The 16,349-nt window shown below is 64.9% G+C and carries 20 protein-coding genes and 1 pseudogene; 11 read left to right on the top strand and 10 right to left on the bottom strand.

The window, feature by feature from the left end:
• Positions 1-5: 5 nt before the first annotated feature.
• The 5 genes from XI04_RS10105 (at position 6) to XI04_RS10085 (ending at position 2,363) form a co-directional block, all read left to right on the top strand.
• A complete protein-coding gene (locus tag XI04_RS10105; protein ID WP_212429134.1) occupies positions 6-686 on the top strand; it encodes an SDR family oxidoreductase in 681 nt (226 codons plus the stop codon).
• Between the two features lie 55 nt (positions 687-741).
• Complete coding sequence (locus XI04_RS10100) at positions 742-939, top strand: hypothetical protein (protein ID WP_028144949.1); 198 nt, start codon at positions 742-744, stop codon at positions 937-939.
• Positions 936-1,190 carry a ParE family toxin-like protein gene (locus XI04_RS10095; protein ID WP_271609743.1) on the top strand — a complete coding sequence of 85 codons (255 nt, stop codon included), beginning with the start codon at positions 936-938 and terminating at the stop codon, positions 1,188-1,190. Before XI04_RS10100 ends, XI04_RS10095 begins: the two co-directional genes overlap by 4 nt.
• Positions 1,191-1,275: 85 nt before the next feature.
• Positions 1,276-1,962, top strand: coding sequence for a DUF2161 domain-containing phosphodiesterase (locus tag XI04_RS10090; protein ID WP_104463135.1), 687 nt, complete (start codon positions 1,276-1,278; stop codon positions 1,960-1,962).
• 95 nt (positions 1,963-2,057) lie between these two features.
• Positions 2,058-2,363: a hypothetical protein gene (locus XI04_RS10085; RefSeq protein ID WP_028144951.1), complete on the top strand. Its 306-nt coding sequence runs from the start codon at positions 2,058-2,060 to the stop codon at positions 2,361-2,363.
• 81 nt (positions 2,364-2,444) lie between these two features.
• On the opposite strand, the gene XI04_RS10080 is transcribed toward XI04_RS10085, so the two are convergent.
• Positions 2,445-3,056 carry a GNAT family N-acetyltransferase gene (locus XI04_RS10080; protein WP_028144952.1) on the bottom strand — a complete coding sequence of 204 codons (612 nt, stop codon included), beginning with the start codon at positions 3,054-3,056 and terminating at the stop codon, positions 2,445-2,447.
• A 167-nt stretch (positions 3,057-3,223) separates the two neighbouring features.
• Positions 3,224-3,622, bottom strand: a complete 399-nt coding sequence (locus XI04_RS10075; RefSeq protein ID WP_028144953.1) for a PaaI family thioesterase — start codon at positions 3,620-3,622, stop codon at positions 3,224-3,226.
• 117 nt (positions 3,623-3,739) lie between these two features.
• On the opposite strand from XI04_RS10075, the gene XI04_RS10070 reads away from it, so the two are divergent.
• Positions 3,740-4,528, top strand: coding sequence for a cobalamin-binding protein (locus XI04_RS10070; RefSeq protein WP_271609752.1), 789 nt, complete (start codon positions 3,740-3,742; stop codon positions 4,526-4,528).
• Between the two features lie 168 nt (positions 4,529-4,696).
• On the opposite strand, the gene kynU is transcribed toward XI04_RS10070, so the two are convergent.
• The 5 genes from kynU to XI04_RS10045 form a co-directional block, all read right to left on the bottom strand.
• On the bottom strand, positions 4,697-5,899 hold the full coding sequence (gene kynU / locus XI04_RS10065; protein WP_028144955.1) for a kynureninase: 1,203 nt from the start codon (positions 5,897-5,899) through the stop codon (positions 4,697-4,699).
• 19 nt (positions 5,900-5,918) lie between these two features.
• Entirely contained in the window at positions 5,919-6,758 is an 840-nt protein-coding gene (kynA, locus tag XI04_RS10060) for a tryptophan 2,3-dioxygenase (RefSeq protein ID WP_028144956.1), read from the bottom strand.
• Positions 6,759-6,794: 36 nt separating this feature from the next.
• Entirely contained in the window at positions 6,795-7,604 is an 810-nt protein-coding gene (locus XI04_RS10055; RefSeq protein ID WP_271609744.1) for an alpha/beta hydrolase, read from the bottom strand.
• Between the two features lie 249 nt (positions 7,605-7,853).
• A complete protein-coding gene (locus XI04_RS10050; protein WP_271609745.1) occupies positions 7,854-9,131 on the bottom strand; it encodes an ArgE/DapE family deacylase in 1,278 nt (425 codons plus the stop codon).
• A 54-nt stretch (positions 9,132-9,185) separates the two neighbouring features.
• Complete coding sequence (locus XI04_RS10045; RefSeq protein WP_028144959.1) at positions 9,186-9,911, bottom strand: pyridoxamine 5'-phosphate oxidase family protein; 726 nt, start codon at positions 9,909-9,911, stop codon at positions 9,186-9,188.
• 76 nt (positions 9,912-9,987) lie between these two features.
• Between XI04_RS10045 and pdxR the strand changes: the two genes are divergently transcribed.
• Positions 9,988-11,478, top strand: a complete 1,491-nt coding sequence (pdxR, locus tag XI04_RS10040) for a MocR-like pyridoxine biosynthesis transcription factor PdxR (protein WP_271609746.1) — start codon at positions 9,988-9,990, stop codon at positions 11,476-11,478.
• Between the two features lie 67 nt (positions 11,479-11,545).
• Entirely contained in the window at positions 11,546-11,791 is a 246-nt protein-coding gene (locus XI04_RS10035) for a DUF6719 family protein (RefSeq protein WP_028144961.1), read from the top strand.
• On the opposite strand, the gene XI04_RS10030 is transcribed toward XI04_RS10035, so the two are convergent.
• From XI04_RS10030 to XI04_RS10020, 3 genes are all read right to left on the bottom strand, one after another.
• Entirely contained in the window at positions 11,792-12,157 is a 366-nt protein-coding gene (locus tag XI04_RS10030; protein ID WP_028144962.1) for a hypothetical protein, read from the bottom strand.
• A gap of 34 nt (positions 12,158-12,191) precedes the next feature.
• Positions 12,192-12,611 (bottom strand): hypothetical protein, encoded by a 420-nt coding sequence (locus XI04_RS10025; protein WP_271623650.1) that lies wholly within the window; start codon positions 12,609-12,611, stop codon positions 12,192-12,194.
• 386 nt (positions 12,612-12,997) lie between these two features.
• Complete coding sequence (locus XI04_RS10020) at positions 12,998-13,546, bottom strand: CreA family protein (protein WP_271609748.1); 549 nt, start codon at positions 13,544-13,546, stop codon at positions 12,998-13,000.
• Between the two features lie 208 nt (positions 13,547-13,754).
• On the opposite strand from XI04_RS10020, the gene XI04_RS10015 reads away from it, so the two are divergent.
• The 3 genes and pseudogenes from XI04_RS10015 to XI04_RS10005 form a co-directional block, all read left to right on the top strand.
• Complete coding sequence (locus tag XI04_RS10015; protein WP_271609749.1) at positions 13,755-15,341, top strand: L,D-transpeptidase; 1,587 nt, start codon at positions 13,755-13,757, stop codon at positions 15,339-15,341.
• Between the two features lie 93 nt (positions 15,342-15,434).
• Positions 15,435-16,004: a glutathione peroxidase gene (locus XI04_RS10010; protein ID WP_271609750.1), complete on the top strand. Its 570-nt coding sequence runs from the start codon at positions 15,435-15,437 to the stop codon at positions 16,002-16,004.
• Positions 16,005-16,169: 165 nt separating this feature from the next.
• A pseudogene (locus tag XI04_RS10005) lies at positions 16,170-16,349 on the top strand (polysaccharide deacetylase family protein); the annotation flags it as partial.

Genomic DNA, 16,349 nt, shown 5'->3' with positions numbered 1-16,349 from the left:
CGATGATGCAAGACAAGGTCCTGATCGTGACAGGCGCACACGGCGCGCTCGGCAAGGTGGTTGCGGAGATCGCACGATCGCGCGGCGCGCGCGTGGCCGGCATCGATCACGCGCCATCGCAGATTCCCGCAACGCCCGAGAGCATCGAGATCGGCGGCGTCGACCTGTCCGAGGCGCCCCAGGCGAAGACGGCAATTGATGCGGCGGCCAAGCATTTCGGCAGGCTCGATGCGCTGATCAACATCGCCGGCGGCTTCGCCTTCGAGACCGTGGGCGATGGCGACGTCAAGACCTGGCAGCGCATGTACGCACTGAACGTCCTGACCGCGCTCAACGCCTCGCGCGCGGCGCTGCCGCATCTCGCAACGTCCAGGGCCGGCCGCATCGTCAATATCGGCGCCATGGGCGCGATCCAGGCAGGCTCCGGCATGGGGCCCTATGCGGCGTCGAAGGCGGGCGTGCATCGCCTCACCGAGTCGCTGGCCAACGAGTGGAAAGGCAAGGTCACCGTGAACGCGGTGCTGCCGTCGATCATCGACACCGCCGCCAACCGCGCCGACATGCCGAAAGCAGACTTCTCCAAATGGGTAACGCCGCGGGAACTCGCCGAGGTGATCCTGTTCCTCGCCAGCGACGCCGCGAGCGGCATCACCGGCGCGCTGATCCCGGTCGGCGGGCGGGTTTAATCGAAGAGGTTCGGCCCGTCTTTTCGTAGCAAGCAGAAATTGCTATATTTAAGTCATGACGACCGAAGATATTGAGAAAGCGGTAGAGCTGCTGACGCCAAGCGAACTGGCACGCTTTCGCGCGTGGTTCGAGCAGTTTGATGCACAGCGCTTTGATCAAGCCCTGGAGCGCGACGCTCAAGCAGGAAGGCTCGATGCGTTCGCCGAGGAAGCGCTGAACGCCTACCGCACAGGGCAGACGCGCGACTTGTGAAACACGCGGCTTCGCCAAGATTTTGGAAAGCTTACGCGGCCTTGCCTGCTAATGTTAGGAAATTGGCAAACGCGAATTTCGCGCTCTTGAAAAGCGATCCCACCCACCCATCGCTGCAATTCAAGAAAGTCGGACGATTTTGGTCGGCTAGAGTCGGCCTTCGCTATAGAGCGTTGGCGGTCGAGACGAACGACGCCTACGTCTGGTTCTGGATCGGCTCCCACGCCGACTATGATCGGCTCGTAGGCTGAAACGTGGCCCTCTGGCCGTGTCCGATCCGGGCTAGACTGCCCGCAACTGATTCTCCGATCGAAACGCAAGCTTCGGACACGTTCTTTGGAAACCGCGCTTTACCTGCCCGTCAAACGCTTCCTCGAAGAGCTCGGCTTCACCGTAAAGGGCGAGATCGGCGGCTGCGATCTCGTGGGCCTCAGCGCCGGCGATCCGCCCGTGGTGGTGATCGGCGAGCTCAAGCTCGCCTTCAATCTCGAGCTGATCCTCCAGGCGGTCGACCGCGCGCCGGCCGGCGACGAGGTCTGGATTGCGGCAAAGATGTCGATCCGGGGCAAGGGGCGTGAAAGCGATGCGCGCTATCGCAATCTCTGCCGCCGCCTCGGCTTCGGCATGCTCGGCGTGACCGATCGCGGCCAGGTCGAGGTGCTGGTGAAGCCGCCGACCGCGGCGCCCCGCCGCGAGCCGAAGGTACGGTCGCGTCTCGTCGCGGAGCACCAGCGCCGCCAGGGCGATCCCGTGCTCGGCGGCAGCACCCGCGCACCGATCATGACGGCCTATCGGCAGCAGGCTCTGGCCTGCGCCTCGGCGCTCGCCGACGGGCCGCGGCCCGTGCGCGAGTTGCGCGAGCGCTGCCCTGACGCCGGCAAGATCTTGCTTAACAATGTGTATGGCTGGTTCGAACGGGCCGACCGGGGAATCTACGGGCTCACCGAGGCCGGGCATGCCGCCCTGAAGCGCTGGCCGCAACAACGGATTGAGATCGATGCCGGAGTCGCATCACCGCCCTGACACCCGACCGGTGCATAGCTGAGATGCCACACTAATTTCATATTGCAATGCAACATTTGCGGCACTAGGTATCCCGGCATCAAAACGAGGCCGTTATGAGCGCAGACTGGAATACCAAATATGGCACGCGGCGCGTCCGCCATGATCCGCCCACCCTGGACGAGGCGATCTTCGCCGCCGTCGGCATCACCGACGACCATGAGCAGCAGGCCGAGATCGCCGCAGCTCTGATGGGGATGCCGCTTGATGTCGTGCAAGCCGAGGTCAAGAAGCAGGCGCGCACCAACAGCCGCATCACCGCCACGCGCGTGATCGCCGGCGAACAGGGCGCGCAGCGGTCGGTCGTGGTCGAACGCCGCGTCGTCCGCCGCTTCAGCGCCGCCACACGCACTGGCACCTAAAGGGCTTCATTCCCCTGCTCCCAATACGAAAGCGGACCGGTTTTGCCGGTCCGCTTTTTGATTCCCGACAGTTTCCTGAACTCAGGCGGCGCGATGGCCGTACATGCTGGAGATGATCTTCCAGCAGGTCGAGTTGAAGCTGAGCAATGCGCGGCCGGCCCTGAACGGCGAGGCCGCGAGATCGGCGAGTTCGGCCTCAGGCGTCTTGGCGAGGTCGATCGTGCCAGTCGATTCGCCGTGGCGGAAAGCCAGATGCGCGCCGAACTTCCTGGCGAGCGCCCGCATGGCGTGATTCTCGGCGCCCGTGGTGATGCGCAGGCTCTTATAGCCTTTCCAGCGCGCTTCAGCGATCAGGCGGCTGAACAAGACCGTGCCGACGCCCTGGCGGCGCGCGGTGGCTTCCACGCTGAAGGCGACTTCAGGCAGCGAACCATCTTCCGGCGGATGCAACTCGGCAGCACCACGGACCACGCCGTCGACGATATAGGCGACGATCACGGTGCCGTCCTCGGCGCAGCGGGCGGCGTAACGCTCGATGAATGAGTCGTCGAGAAAGCCGTTAAAGCGGTCGTGCCGGCTTCCGGCATCCAGCCGCAGCAGATGATCGCGCAGGAGCGGCAATTCTTCCTGCTGGCTCAAGGTCCGCACATAGCCCGGAACGTGGATTGTGCGGGTGGTGGCCTCAAGGGCCAAATCTTCGAGTGACAAGTTAAAACTCCTCTTGGTGTCCCTCGAGGAGGCGTTCGAATCCCTAGACCCCGTATATTGTGCATCGCAGCATCTTTTACAAGAAGAGGATCTGCCCAACTTAGAGGCACGGGAGACGACCAATTCGTTAATAAAATCAACGCCCCGTAGTCTTACAGGACCAGCTGGGTCTGGGTGACAACGGCGACCAGCTTGCCGTCCTCGGTCTCCAGCCGGGTGGTCCAAACCTGGGTCCGCCGGCCCCGATGGACCGGGGTCGCGGTGGCGATGACCGTGGTTCCCTCCTTGGCCCCGCCGATGAAATTGGTCTTGCTCTCCAGCGTGGTCGTGCCCTTGGCGTCCTCCGGCAGGTTGATCACGGTCGCGGCCGCACCGACGGAATCGGCCAGCGCCATCACAGCGCCGCCATGGATGGTGTGATGAAGCGTGCAGAGATCGGGTCGGACCATCATCCGCGCCACCACGCGGTCCTTCCCGGCCTCGACGAACTCGACGCCCTTGAGCTCGGCAAACGGCATCTTCATCGCTTTAAGTTTCTCGAGCGGCGTCATCAAAAGTCCTCCCAATTGATTGTTGTCCAAACGTGAATTGCTTCGGGCGGCAAAGCAATGACGTCAGAGGTCATGGGCCGCCGTGACATCGCCCGGCACTTGCGCATATGGAACGCCATGCGCCACTTCCCGCCCCGCCGCATCGTCTGCCTGACCGAAGAGACCGTCGAAACGCTGTACCTGCTCGGCGAGCAGGATCGCATCGTCGGCGTGTCCGGCTACGCGGTTCGTCCGCCGCAGGTGCGGCGCGAGAAGCCGCGGGTGTCGGCGTTCGTGTCCGCGGACATTCCAAAGATCCTGGCGCTGGAACCGGACCTTGTTCTGGCCTTCTCCGATCTCCAGGCCGGCATCGTCGCCGATCTCGTCCGCGCAGGCATCGACGTCCACGTCTTCAACCAGCGCGACGTCGCCGGGATTTTGGCGATGATCCGCACGCTCGGTGCGCTGGTCGGCGCGGCGAAACGCGCGGAGGAACTCGCGCAAGGCCTTGAGCGGCGCCTTGCAGCGATCGCCGCGACACCCCGCCCCTTGCCGCGACCGAGAGTTTATTTCGAGGAATGGGACGATCCGTTGATCTCGGGCATCGGTTGGGTGTCGGAGTTGATCGAGATCGCGGGCGGAACGGACATCTTTCCGGAGCTGAGACATCAGCAGGCCGCGAAGGATCGCATCGTTGCGGCGGAGGCGGTTCGCGAGGCAGCGCCCGAAATCATCCTCGCCTCCTGGTGCGGCAAGAAGGTCGTCTCTGCCCGCATCCGCGCGCGCGAGGGCTGGAGTGATATCCCCGCCGTGCGCGACGATCGTATCGTCGAGATCAGGTCGCCGATCATTCTGCAACCGGGACCGGCGGCGCTGACGGACGGGCTGGATGCGATCGTGACGGCGTTGTGGGATAAGCGCCGATAGCGCGGCCGCCGACGCTCTCGTGTCCCGGACGCGCTGCAACGCCCCAGCGTTGCTCCGCAGAGCCGGGACCCATCTCGCGACGGAGCACGGTGCGGCGTGGGCCCAGGCTCTGCAGCGCATCACGCCGCAAGTGCGGCGCGCCGCGCCGCGTCCGGGCCACGGCTTCCCTCACGTCACCGCATTCACCACCTGATATTCCGGCCGCCGCCAGACCTCGCCCGCGATCACCTCCTCGATGATCTCGGCCGCCTTCAGCACCTCGGTCTCACCAATATACAGCGGCGTAATCCCGAACCTCATGATGTCAGGCGCGCGGAAATCGCCGATGACGCCGCGGGCGATCAGCGCCTGCATGGCGGCGTAACCGCCGTCGAAGGCGAAGGAGACTTGGGAGCCGCGGTGCTCATGCGCGCGCGGGGTCACCAGCTTCAGAGACCGGCAGCGGCGCGCGACTTCGGCGATCAGCAAGTCACCGAGCGCCAGCGAGCGCGCACGGACCTCTGCCATATCGACACGGTCCCAGATGTCGAGCGAGGCCTCCAGCGCCGCCATTGCCAGCACCGGGGGTGTGCCGACGCGCATGCGTTCGACGCCACCTGCGGCCGCATAGCCAAGCTCGAATGCGAACGGCTTTGCATGCCCCATCCATCCCGACAGAGCGGCGCGCGCGCTGTCGGCGTGGCGTGGCGCGACATAGAGGAAGGCCGGCGCGCCGGGGCCGGCGTTGAGATATTTGTAGGTGCACCCCGCCGCGAAATCGGCGCCGCTCCCGGCGAGATCGACCGGCAGCGCGCCGGCGGAATGCGCGAGATCCCAGACCGTGACGATGCCGAGCGCATGCGCCTTTGCCGTGAGCTTCGCCATGTCGTGGCGGCGACCGGTGCGATAGTCGATCTCGGTGACGTAGAGCACCGCGACCTCCTCCGACAACGCAGCCTCGATCTCCTCCGGCGCCACCAGACGCAATTGATGGCCACGCCCGAGCGTCGCGATCAGGCCTTCGGCCATGTAGAGGTCGGTCGGGAAATTGCCGGTGTCCGACAGCACGATCTTGCGCGACGCGTTCATGTCGAGCGCAGCGGCCAGCGCCTGGTAGACCTTGAGCGACAGCGTGTCTCCGACCATCACCGAGCCGGCTTCCGCGCCGATCAGCCGCGCGATGCGATCGCCGACATGGCGCGGCTGCGCATACCAGCCTGCACTGTTCCAGGCGCGGATCAGCTCATTGCCCCACTCGGTCGTGATGACGCGGTTGACGCGCTCGGCCACCCCCAGCGGCAGCGCGCCGAGCGAGTTGCCGTCGAGATAGATCACGCCTTCAGGCAGATGGAACAGCGCTTTGGTGTCGTCATAGACGCGATATCTGGTCATGGATATTTCTTGGGCATTTCTACAGAATGGTGCGGACGCGCCAGAGTTCGGGGAATAGCTCGACCTCCAGCATGCGCTTGAGATAGCTGACGCCACCAGTGCCGCCGGTGCCGCGCTTGAAGCCGATGACGCGCTCGACCGTCGTCACGTGGTTGAAGCGCCAGCGACGGAAGTAATCCTCGAAATCCACCAGCTTTTCGGCGAGCTCGTAGAGCATCCAATGCGTCTCCGGCGCCTCGTAGACGACGCGCCAGGCCTGCAGCACGCCTTCGTTGAAGCTGTGGGTCTCGCGGACGTCGCGCGCGAGCACCGCCGCCGGCATCTTCAGCCCGTTGCGGTCGGCGAGCCTGAGCACCTCGTCGTAGAGGCTGGGCGTCGAAAGTTCAGCTTCGAGCAGCCTCGTCGTCTCCACATCGTGCGTGTGCGGCTTGAGCATGGCGTGGTTGCGGTTGCCGAGCAGGAATTCGATCAGCCGGTATTGCCGCGACTGGAAACCGGAGGACTGTCCGAGCTGCGAGCGGAAGCGCGTGTATTCGCTCGGCGTCATCGTGCGCAGAACGTCCCAGGCGTTGTTGAGCTGCTCGAAGATCCGCGACATCCGCGCCAGCATCTTCATGGCGGGCTGCACCTCGTCCCCGGCGATGGCACGGCGTGCGGCACTGAGTTCGTGGATGGCGAGGCGCATCCACAGCTCCGTGGTCTGATGCTGGATGATGAACAGCATCTCGTCATGCGCTTCCGACAACGGATGCTGCGCGCCCAGGATCGCATCCAGCGCGAGGTAGTCGCCGTAGGACATCCGCCGGGCGAAATCGGTCTCGGCGCCTTCTCTCGTGGGATCGTAATCGTTGGACGTCATGGGCAGGCCCTTTCGATCGATCTTCCCCGGCTTTGCTCAGTCGAGGCCGATCAGGCGCGCGGTGATCGGCGATGACGGATCCTTCAGTCCGTCGATCACGGTAAAATGGTTCAGCCCGGGATCGACGACGAGGCGCGTCGGCACGTCGAAGCCGGTCCAGAGATTGGCCATCAGGTCGGACTGACGAATGAATTCCGGCCGCTCGCTGCCGCCGACCCAGGCGGTGACGGGCGAATGCCCGCGCGGCAGATGCAGCGCCGCGCTTTCGAGCGTCGCCTCCTCCATGGTCATGCCGAGCGTCTCGTTCATCTTCGTCTTCAGCAGCGGACGCAAATCATGCAGGCCGCTGATCGAAAGCGCGCCGGCGATACGGTTGTAGACGGCGGGCTCCAGCCGGCTGTCGTCGCACAGCATGCGGGTGACGAGATGGCCGCCAGCGGAGTGGCCGGCGAGCCGGATCGGCCCGGAGACGAGCGAAGCCGCCTTGGCGATCGCCGCGGCGATCTCGGCGGTGATGTTGGAGATGCGTGCGGCCGGCGTCAGCGTGTAGCTCGGCAACGCCACCGTCCAGCCATGCTGGCGCGCGCCTTCGGCCAGATCAGTCCAGGTCGATTTGTCGAAGCGCATCCAGTAGCCGCCGTGGACGAAGACGACGAGGCCCTTGCTGTCGCCGTCGGGCAGGATCAGGTCGAGGCGCTGACGCTCGCCGGCGCCATAGGCGATGTCGGCGCGAAAATCCTTCAGCCCGGCGCGGTAGGCGGCCGCCCGCTCGGCCCATTGTCCAGGCATCTTGTCCGAGCCGGGGATGTGGGCCGAGTTGGCGTAAGCATCATCCCAATCGCGCATTGTCACTCCCACGGACTCGTCCAGCAAACCGGACGCCAGTCTGCCACCGGGACGCCCAGCATCCTAGTCTTTCTTTTAAGCTTAAAGCATCTAGCAGATCGAACGACGATTGGTTGGGCACGTTCCCCGGGCACAGCGCAGCGTGCAACGATGCGCTGCTGAACCGGGGTCCAGCGCCTCTGCCGCAACATGGGTCCCGGCTCGGCGGCGCACCGCTTCGCGCTGCCCCGCGTCCGGGACACCAGACCTTTACGCCTTCTCCACCCCGCACCATTCCGCGATGAACAGCGCCATCGCCTTGGTCGTCTTCCTCAGCGACTCCAGCTCGACATATTCGTTGAAGCCGTGCATCTCGCCGCCGCTGGCGCCGAAGCAGAGACTCGGGATGCCGTGGTTGAGGCCGTAGAAGCGGGTGTCGGTGAGCGCGGTGAAGACGAGATCCTCCGGCATGCCGCCATAAACCTTGTCGAACGCATTGCCGAACGCGGCTTCCGGTGCCGCCGCGTCGGTCAGTTCATAGCCCTCCGACAGGAAGCCGGACCATTCAATCTCCGGCGGATTGTTGGCGAGGAAGCGGTGGTTGCGCGCGGCAGCGGCGACGCAGGCCGTGATCTCCTTCTGGTGATCGGCAATCGACCAGCCCGGCAACACCGCGATCCGGCAATCGACATCGCACCAGGCCGGCACGCTGGAGGCCCAATCACCGCCCTTGATGATGCCGGGGTTGAAGTTGATGGGATGGTTCAGCGTCTTGAAGTGCCTGTCAGCCTTGGCGCGCTCGTTCCATTCGATCTCGAGCTTTTGCAGCGCCTGGATCAAATGATAGGCGGCCATGATCGCGTTCGCGCCGGAGCCGGCAAACGCGACATGGGTCGGGTGCCCCTTCACCCGCAGGCGAAACCAGATCACGCCGACCTGCGAACGCACCATCTTGCCGCCGGTCGGCTCCGGAATGAAGCAGGCGTCCGCGCGATAGCCGCGCTGCAGCGTCGACAGCGCGCCGACGCCGGTGCTCTCCTCCTCGATCACGGATTGAAAGTGAATCCGTGCCGTCGGTTTGAAGCCCGCGGCCTTGATCGCATCCAGCGCATAGAGCGCGCCGATGGTGCCAGACTTCATGTCGCAGGCACCGCGGCCGAACATCTTGCCGTCCTTGATGACGGGCGAGAACGGCGGCGTGTCCCACAGTTCCAGGGGGCCTGCGGGCACGACGTCGCAGTGGCCCTGCAGGATCAGCGATTTGCCGCCATTCGTTTGCGGACGGTAGGTGCCCACCACCGAACGCGCCTTGGAAAAGTCATGCTCGATGGGGCCGAAGCCGCGCAGATCCTTGAGATCGTCGACGTCGATGTGCCAGTCGTCGACCTCGTAGCCGCGCGCGCGCAGGAGGTCGCCGATCATGTCCTGGCACGGCCCCTCCGCCCCGCGGGTCGAAGGGATTGCGACAAAATCGCGTGTGGTGGCGAGCTGGGCCTCGAAGCCGGCATCGACGGCGTCAAGAATCCTCTGCTGCGTTCCGGCATTCATCAGGCAACTCCCGGCATTCCAATGGTTCCCAAGGAGCGCGCAAGCTAGCCGATTTCAGCCGTTCGGGTACTCCACAAAATAAGCATCCCGCAATGCATCTTCGAGCAGGCGGCCTTCCGAATAGCCATTCAGCGTCGCAGGCCGGCTGACGCCGTCGAGCAGGCGCGGGCACGGCTCCGGCGCGCCGAGCACGGTGCGCACCGGGATGCGCTCGGCATAGATCGGCAGCGCATAGTCCTCGTCGTCGTCGGCGACACCCTTGGCACGGACCTTGGCCGAGGCCTCCTCGATCTCCATCGCAATGAAGGAGGTCGCCTTGATCTCCTGCGTGTTGCTGGCCCGCAGGCTCGCCGTGCGGTCCGGAAAGAAGCGGTCGACCATCGCGATCACCGCGCGCTCCTTCTCCTCGGGGTCGGTGACGAGATAGGCGGTGCCGAACGCCATCACCGCACGGTAGTCGGCGGAGTGATTGAAGCCGCAGCGCGCGAGCACGAGGCTGTCGAGATGGGCGACTGTGAGACACACGCGCTCGCCCTTGGTCTGGCTGCGCAGCATCCGGCTTGCGCTCGAGCCATGCCAGTACAGCTTGGTGCCCTCGCGCCAGAAGAAGGTCGGCGTGCAATAGGGCTGGCCGTCGATCACGTAGGAGACGTGGCAGAGCATCGAGGAATCCAGGATGCGATGAACCGTGGCGTGGTCGTAGAAGCCGCGGTCGTGCCGGCGCTTCACCTGGTTGCGCACTGAGGTCGGATAGGAATTCGAGGTCTCGGTCTGGCTCACGGCCGCTCCTGCTCGGATTGGAAGAAATCTGGAAGCAGTTGTAGCGGCGCATTTGGTCTGCGATAGTTCCAATTCCATGCGAAATATTCCGACCAATTCTCTCCCCTCACCGGCCAGGCCTTCCTTGCCGACAAAGACCGAGCTGCCGCTCGACCTCACAGGCCCGCACGTCACGCCAGGCGCCTCCGCCGCACACCGGCTCTATCAGGCGCTGTGCGAGATGATCGTCTCCGGCCTCGTCAAGCCCGGCGAGCCGCTGCCGCCGTCGCGAACGCTGGCCAGGCAGACCGGGTTTCGGCGCAACGCCGTCGTCATCGCCTATGAGCGCCTGATCGCCGACGGCTTCGCCGAGGCGACCGTCGGCTCCGGAACGTTCGTCGCCGCGCGCATTCCTGCGCGCACGGCCGAGCCGGACAGGCCGAAGGCCATCGTCGAAACGCCTGGGCAAGGCGCCTTCGCGCTCGGCTGCACCCATATCGACGAACGCGCGGTGCAGCGTTTTCGCGCCTTCGTCGGCCGACGCATGCGCGCCTTCGGGCCTGAGCACCTTCACTATGGCGATCCCCGCGGCAGCCGCGAGCTGCGCGCGGCGATCGCCGATCATCTGTTGTCGGCGCGCGGCCTGCGCTGCGACCCCGATCAGATCATGCTGACGTCGGGCACGCTGCATGCGCTGCGCATCGTGCTGAGCGCGATCCTCAAGCCCAACGACCAGGTCTGGTGCGAGGACCCAGGTTACCCCGCCGCGCGAAAAACCATCGCGCATTGCGGCTATCGCGCCGTGCCGGTTCCGGTCGACGAGCACGGGATGCAGGTCGCCAAGGGACGCACTGCCGGCTCCAACGCGCGCGCGGCCTATGTCACGCCGTCGCATCAGTTTCCGCTGGGCGTGCAGATGTCGATGCCGCGGCGGCTCGAGCTTCTGGACTGGGCCAGGCAGGCCGGCGCATTCGTACTGGAGGACGATTACGACAGCGAGTTTCGCTATGACGGCGCACCGCTGATGTCGCTCGCCGGCATCGATCGCCTCCAGCGCGTGATCTACCTCGGCACGTTTGCCAAGACGCTGTTTCCCGGCCTGCGCATCGGCTATTGCGCCCTGCCCGAACGCCTGATCGCGGACGTGACGGCTGCGCGCGCGGCGCTCGACCGCTTTCCCGGCACGCTGATGGAAGGTGCGGTCGCCGACATGCTCAACTCCGGCGCCTTCGCCGCCAACCTCAAGCGCGTGCGAAAACTCTATCGCGACGCCCGCGATGTGCTGGCCAAAACGCTGGAAGCCGCATCCGATGGCGCGCTCTCGGTACCAGTGCCATCGCAGGGCCTGCATCTGGTCGCCCGGTTTGATCGCTCGGTCGACCTTTCGGTGGCAGCGCGGGCCAAGCAGGCGGCCGGCGCGGAAGGCTGGCTCTTGGCCGACACCTATTCGCGCGCGCCCCCTCTGCCTGGCTTCGTGCTGGGATTTTCCGGCCACGCGGTTCCACAGCTCATCGCCTCCGCCGAACGGCTCGCGCGGGAATCGCGCACCGCCCTGCGCACGAGGAACAGATCCGCCCGGGGGCCCTGACAAAGGTTCACTATCAGAATCGCGAGCCCGTCCTTACATTGCGGTATCAATGCCGGGATCTTTCGCCATGCCTTTCCGCCGTGCAGCTTGCCTCTCAGTCCTGATCTCCGCCGCGCTCGTGACGACGGCGCACGCCGTCACGGTCGGACGCGAGCAGGACATCGTCGATCTCAAGCTAGGTCAGCGCGTGCAGGTGGACGACGGAACCTGCCCCGCCGGACAGGTCAAGGAAGTGCGCGGAACGAAGATGACCGACAAGGGCGTCGCGCGCACCAGCGCTTGCGTGCCGCGCTACGGTCCGAAGACGAAATAATTACTGCTTCGCCGGATCGAACATGCACTGCAAGGTCGGCTTGGCGATCTTGGTGAAGGTCGGACCGATCTCGCCCTGCTTGGACGTCGGCACCCAGTCGGTCTCGATGGTGGGCACGCCGGTCTCGCTGATGCCGCGCAACAGCGCTTCGCGCAGATCGCGGTCCTCGACGGCCGCCGCGGCGTGATCGTGCAGGCAGCCGCAGACTTCCTCGGGATGTTCCCACCGCCCAAGCATCCGCGGAGCGCACTGACGCACGAACTCAGTGCGGGGATCCGGTAACCTGGTGGGAGCGCGCACCTGCGCCTGGGCGGCATTGATCGTCAGAACGGACACGAACGCAGCGGCGCAAAATCGAACGATCATGATGGCCTTTATCGGCTGATTTTCTTGTTATCGATCAGAAGCGCGCAGCAACCACGATCGACTGCGACGTCGTGGGGGTGATCGGCGAGCCGCTGTACTGGAAGGTGCCGACACCGGGAAGATTGCCGTCCGGCGCGCCCGCGAACGAAGAGCCTGCGATCACGAAACCGAAGGCAAGGATGAAGCTGAGCGCGCGCATGGTCTTGTCTCCGAATTCGGTGGCCGGCGATGCGCCGTCGTTCGTTGGAATCTGATAACCATGGGCGGTTTCGCGCGTGAGGCGCCAAAAGCGCAAAATGGTTTCATCTTGGGTGAGAATTGTTTCGTCCGGCCCGGGACGACGACATAATTCTCCGAAAAGACCAATCATTTCAGATGGGTCTCGCCGCAGATCAAAGTAGCCTGCCAAGTTCCGGCTGCGGTGCGCGACCACACCGGACGCAGCCGCCGTCATGCTCGCGCCTTACCCGCTTCACACGCATTTTACGTTTTTCTGCTGAATGGAACGGCAAACGAAGGCTGGGTCGAACCGAGGGCACGTCGGCCGCGACCCAAGCCATCGAAGCCAGGACGCCCGGATCACCGGGCGCGTTTACTTGAGGGATGGCCATTATGGTGGCGCAAGATCGCGCAATGCCGCGCGAGGCGGACCAACGGACGGACCGCGGAGATCAACGATCGAATCGCGTCGCCTCAGCCGGCGCAATGTCGTTGCAGTCTGGCCGCGGCTTTGAAGCCGCGCCACAAGCGCTCGTGCGCCTGACCGGCTCGCACCTTGTCAAACCGCGGGCCAGCCGCGCTGAGTGAACCCAAGCGCGGCACTGAGTGAACGCAAGCGCGTCACTGAGTGAAGAACTCGCCGCACTTCTGGACGTTTGCGTCCGTCGGTCCCCACGGCATGATCGGCACGGTCGAGGTCGAGTTCTTCGGCGAGCCCTCGATCAGCCTGTCCGAATAGACCATGTAGACCAGCACGTTGCGCTTGGAGTCGCAGCCGCGCACGATCTGCATCTTCTTGAAGAACAGCGAGCGGCGCTGACGGAACATGTCGTCGCCCTGCTCCATTTTGTTCTTGAACTTGATCGGGCCGACCTGGCGGCAGGCCAGCGAGATGTCCGAGACCTCCTCGGCAAGGCCCAGCCAACCCTTGAAGCCGCCCTTCTCCGGCACGGTGAAATGACAGGCGACGCCCTCGACTTCAGGATCGTCGAGACCATAGGTCGCGAGCTTGTCGTTCGGGCTCATCCATTTGAACACGGTGGAGCGGCGGAAGATCAGATCGGGCTCGTCGGCAGCCGAAGCGGACGCCGCCGGAACGACCAGGGCCAGGAGGAAGAAAGCTAGGCCTTTCAATCGGATGCCAGAAAGACCGAGGAAACGAGATGACATGAAGTTCTCCGCTAACAAGTCGCCACAATGTAGGCATGAGGCAGCCGCTCAGGAAGACGACGGACAGACGGGCGCGGCCGCCGTTTACCGCTCCGTGAGGCTTTTTTGCTACGACTTGGACAAATGTAGCTGATGGCAGAACCGCCCTGCTGGTGAACGCGTATCCCCTCTGCGAGACTAACTTCTGATTTGGATTATGGATTCGAGGATGAACAGCGTGAACGGGTCGGGTTTTTCTGCCAAGCCGGCGCGGCTGTGGCAGGTCGCCATTTTGACGGCGGCGGGTGTGATCGGCGCGACCAGCCAGGCAGGCGCTGCATTTTATTATTGGACGGATTATTCCGACGGGTCCTATTACGCCCGGCAGGACCGGCATCCCGAAATACCGCGCCAGAAGCCGCAGAAGCGCGGCGCTGCCGTCAAGAAGGAAGCTGTCGCCGGGAAGGAAGCCGGGACCAAGCCCCAAGGGCCGCTGGTCATCGTCGTCTCGATCGACCGGCAGAAGGTCACGGTCTACGACACCAACGGCGTGTTCGCGGAATCTCCGGTGTCGACAGGCATGAAGGGCCATTCGACGCCGATGGGTGTGTTCAGCGTCATCCAGAAGCACAAATTCCACCACTCCAACATCTATAGCGGCGCGCCGATGCCGTACATGCAGCGGATCACCTGGTCCGGTGTCGCCATGCATGCCGGCGTGCTGCCGGGTTATCCGGCCTCGCATGGCTGCATCCGCATGCCGATGGCGTTCGCGGTGAAGATGTGGAACTGGACCAGGATGGGCGCGCGCGTCATCGTCGCGCCCGGCGAGATGACGCCGCACAGCTTCTCCCATCCCCTGCTCGCCTCCGTGCGCGTGCCCCCGCAGCCTGCCGCCAGCCTCGAGCCGCAGACCAATGCCGGCGACAAGGCCGACAAGGGCGCCGCGCTGACCAAAGGCGCCGAGACCAAAACTGCCAGCGCCGACAGCGTGCTCGAGCTGCGCACGTCCGTCGGACACGTCGTGATGTCGGATGTGACCACGGGCAATGCGTCAGCCCGCGACGAAGCCGCCGTGCCGGCCGACAAGACCAGGACGGCCGAGGCATTCGACGCGGCCAAGCCTCAATCGGAGGAAGCCGCCAAGCCGGCTAGCGACGACAAGCCCGCCACCGACAAGGTCGAAGCTGTCAAGACCGAGCCGGTCAAGACGGAAGCCGCGGACTCCGCGAAGACGCCCGATGCGCCGGCCACTGCACCTGCGCTCGCCGCCTCGCCCGACGCGAAGAAGGATGACGGCCGCGTTGCCGAACCGGCGGCGGCCGCAAAGCCGGAAGCGCCCAAGCGGGCCGGCCAGATCGCCGTCTTCATCAGCCGCAAGGATTCCAAGCTCTACGTACGGCAGAATTTCGCGCCGTTGTTCGAGGTCCCGATCACGATCGCCACGAGCGACCGTCCGCTCGGCACGCATATCTTCACCGCCGAGCTCGACAAGACCGACTCCAATGCGCTGCGTTGGTCGGTGGTGTCGCTGCCGGTCTCCGCCCGTTCCGCGGCGCGCGAGGACGACAGCCGCCTCACGCGCCGCAAGGGTGACGCTGCGGTGATCCCCGTCGCCGCCAAGCCTGTGGCTGCCAAGCCCGTGGTCACGCCGGACAGCCCGGCCGCGGCCCTCGACCGCGTCTCTATCCCCGCCGACACCATGGCGAAGATCAACGAGATGCTGACATCCGGCGGCTCGATCATCATCTCGGATCAGGGCATCAACCAGGGCGAGACCGGCGAAGGCACCGACTTCATCGTCCGCCTGTACTGACCTGTTTCACGACGCGTCGATAACGCGGTGTTGACGAGGCAGGTCGCAGCGGCGGAGTAACATCCGGCCCGGATCATTTCGGGGGACGCCGTCATGATGAATCGCAGAACCGTGCTCACCGCGGCGCTTGCAGGCATGCTCACGCCGACAACGCGCGCACTCGCCGATGGCGGCATGAGCCGGATCTCGGCCTATGCCTTTTCCTTCCCCGCTTTGTCCGGCGACGACATCCGCCTTGCCGCCTTCACTGGCAAGCCGCTGCTGGTGGTCAACACCGCATCGCTCTGTGGCTACACGCCGCAATATGCCGGCCTGCAGGAGATCTGGAACGAGTTTCGTGCGCGCGGGCTCACCGTGATCGGAGTGCCCTCCAACGATTTCGGCGGCCAGGAGCCGGGCGGCAGCAGCGAGATCACCGAGACCGCGCACCACCAATATGGTGTTACCTTTCCGATCGCAGCCAAGGTGAACGTCGTCGGAGCAAAGGCGCATCCGTTCTACAAATGGGCCGCCGATGCGCGCCCGCGCGAAGTTCCGCGCTGGAACTTCCACAAATATCTGATCGGCCGCGACGGCTACATCGTCGAGGTCTTTCCGTCCGCGGTCGAACCGGCCGACACGCGGATCAAGACGGCCATTGCCAGGACGCTGGCCGACAGTTGACGCGCGGCGCCCCAATCCGGCTGGGCACAATTGTGGCGGGATGCCAAACAGCCGTTGCAATGGCGATGGCCCACCATCTAGGCTAGGATCGTTTGGGGCAGGACGGTTTTTGCCGGGGGCGAAAAGCAGCGGCGGAACAACGGGATCAATCTCGAGGACAACACCATGCGTGTGGCGGCAGGACTGATTTTGGCAAGCGCGATGTCGGTTGCGATGACCGGCGCAGCATGGTCGCAGACCCCGGCCGCAAAGCCCGCAGCTGCGACGCAAGCCGCACCCGCGGCGACGCCGGCAGCGGCTGCGCCTGCTGCCGCTCCGCCAGCAGCTCCCGCGGCCGCCGCCGCG

It is taken from the genome of Bradyrhizobium sp. CCBAU 11430, assembly GCF_028128855.1.
GTDB lineage: Bacteria > Pseudomonadota > Alphaproteobacteria > Rhizobiales > Xanthobacteraceae > Bradyrhizobium > Bradyrhizobium ottawaense.
The sequence above is the reverse complement of the archived record's forward strand: the minus strand, read 5'-3'. Positions and strand labels throughout refer to the sequence as shown.

Bases quoted from the DNA above. Each gene is read 5' to 3' on its own strand.
- XI04_RS10105 (WP_212429134.1), top strand. From the start codon at position 6: ATGCAAGACAAGGTCCTGATCGTGACAGGCGCACACGGCGCGCTCGGC.
- XI04_RS10100 (WP_028144949.1), top strand. From the start codon at position 742: ATGACGACCGAAGATATTGAGAAAGCGGTAGAGCTGCTGACGCCAAGC.
- XI04_RS10085 (WP_028144951.1), top strand. From the start codon at position 2,058: ATGAGCGCAGACTGGAATACCAAATATGGCACGCGGCGCGTCCGCCAT.
- XI04_RS10075 (WP_028144953.1), bottom strand. From the start codon at position 3,622: ATGACGCCGCTCGAGAAACTTAAAGCGATGAAGATGCCGTTTGCCGAG.
- XI04_RS10070 (WP_271609752.1), top strand. From the start codon at position 3,740: ATGCGCCACTTCCCGCCCCGCCGCATCGTCTGCCTGACCGAAGAGACC.
- kynU (WP_028144955.1), bottom strand. From the start codon at position 5,899: ATGACCAGATATCGCGTCTATGACGACACCAAAGCGCTGTTCCATCTG.
- kynA (WP_028144956.1), bottom strand. From the start codon at position 6,758: ATGACGTCCAACGATTACGATCCCACGAGAGAAGGCGCCGAGACCGAT.
- XI04_RS10055 (WP_271609744.1), bottom strand. From the start codon at position 7,604: ATGCGCGATTGGGATGATGCTTACGCCAACTCGGCCCACATCCCCGGC.
- XI04_RS10050 (WP_271609745.1), bottom strand. From the start codon at position 9,131: ATGAATGCCGGAACGCAGCAGAGGATTCTTGACGCCGTCGATGCCGGC.
- pdxR (WP_271609746.1), top strand. From the start codon at position 9,988: ATGCGAAATATTCCGACCAATTCTCTCCCCTCACCGGCCAGGCCTTCC.
- XI04_RS10035 (WP_028144961.1), top strand. From the start codon at position 11,546: ATGCCTTTCCGCCGTGCAGCTTGCCTCTCAGTCCTGATCTCCGCCGCG.
- XI04_RS10030 (WP_028144962.1), bottom strand. From the start codon at position 12,157: ATGATCGTTCGATTTTGCGCCGCTGCGTTCGTGTCCGTTCTGACGATC.
- XI04_RS10025 (WP_271623650.1), bottom strand. From the start codon at position 12,611: ATGACGGCGGCTGCGTCCGGTGTGGTCGCGCACCGCAGCCGGAACTTG.
- XI04_RS10020 (WP_271609748.1), bottom strand. From the start codon at position 13,546: ATGTCATCTCGTTTCCTCGGTCTTTCTGGCATCCGATTGAAAGGCCTA.
- XI04_RS10015 (WP_271609749.1), top strand. From the start codon at position 13,755: ATGAACAGCGTGAACGGGTCGGGTTTTTCTGCCAAGCCGGCGCGGCTG.
- XI04_RS10010 (WP_271609750.1), top strand. From the start codon at position 15,435: ATGATGAATCGCAGAACCGTGCTCACCGCGGCGCTTGCAGGCATGCTC.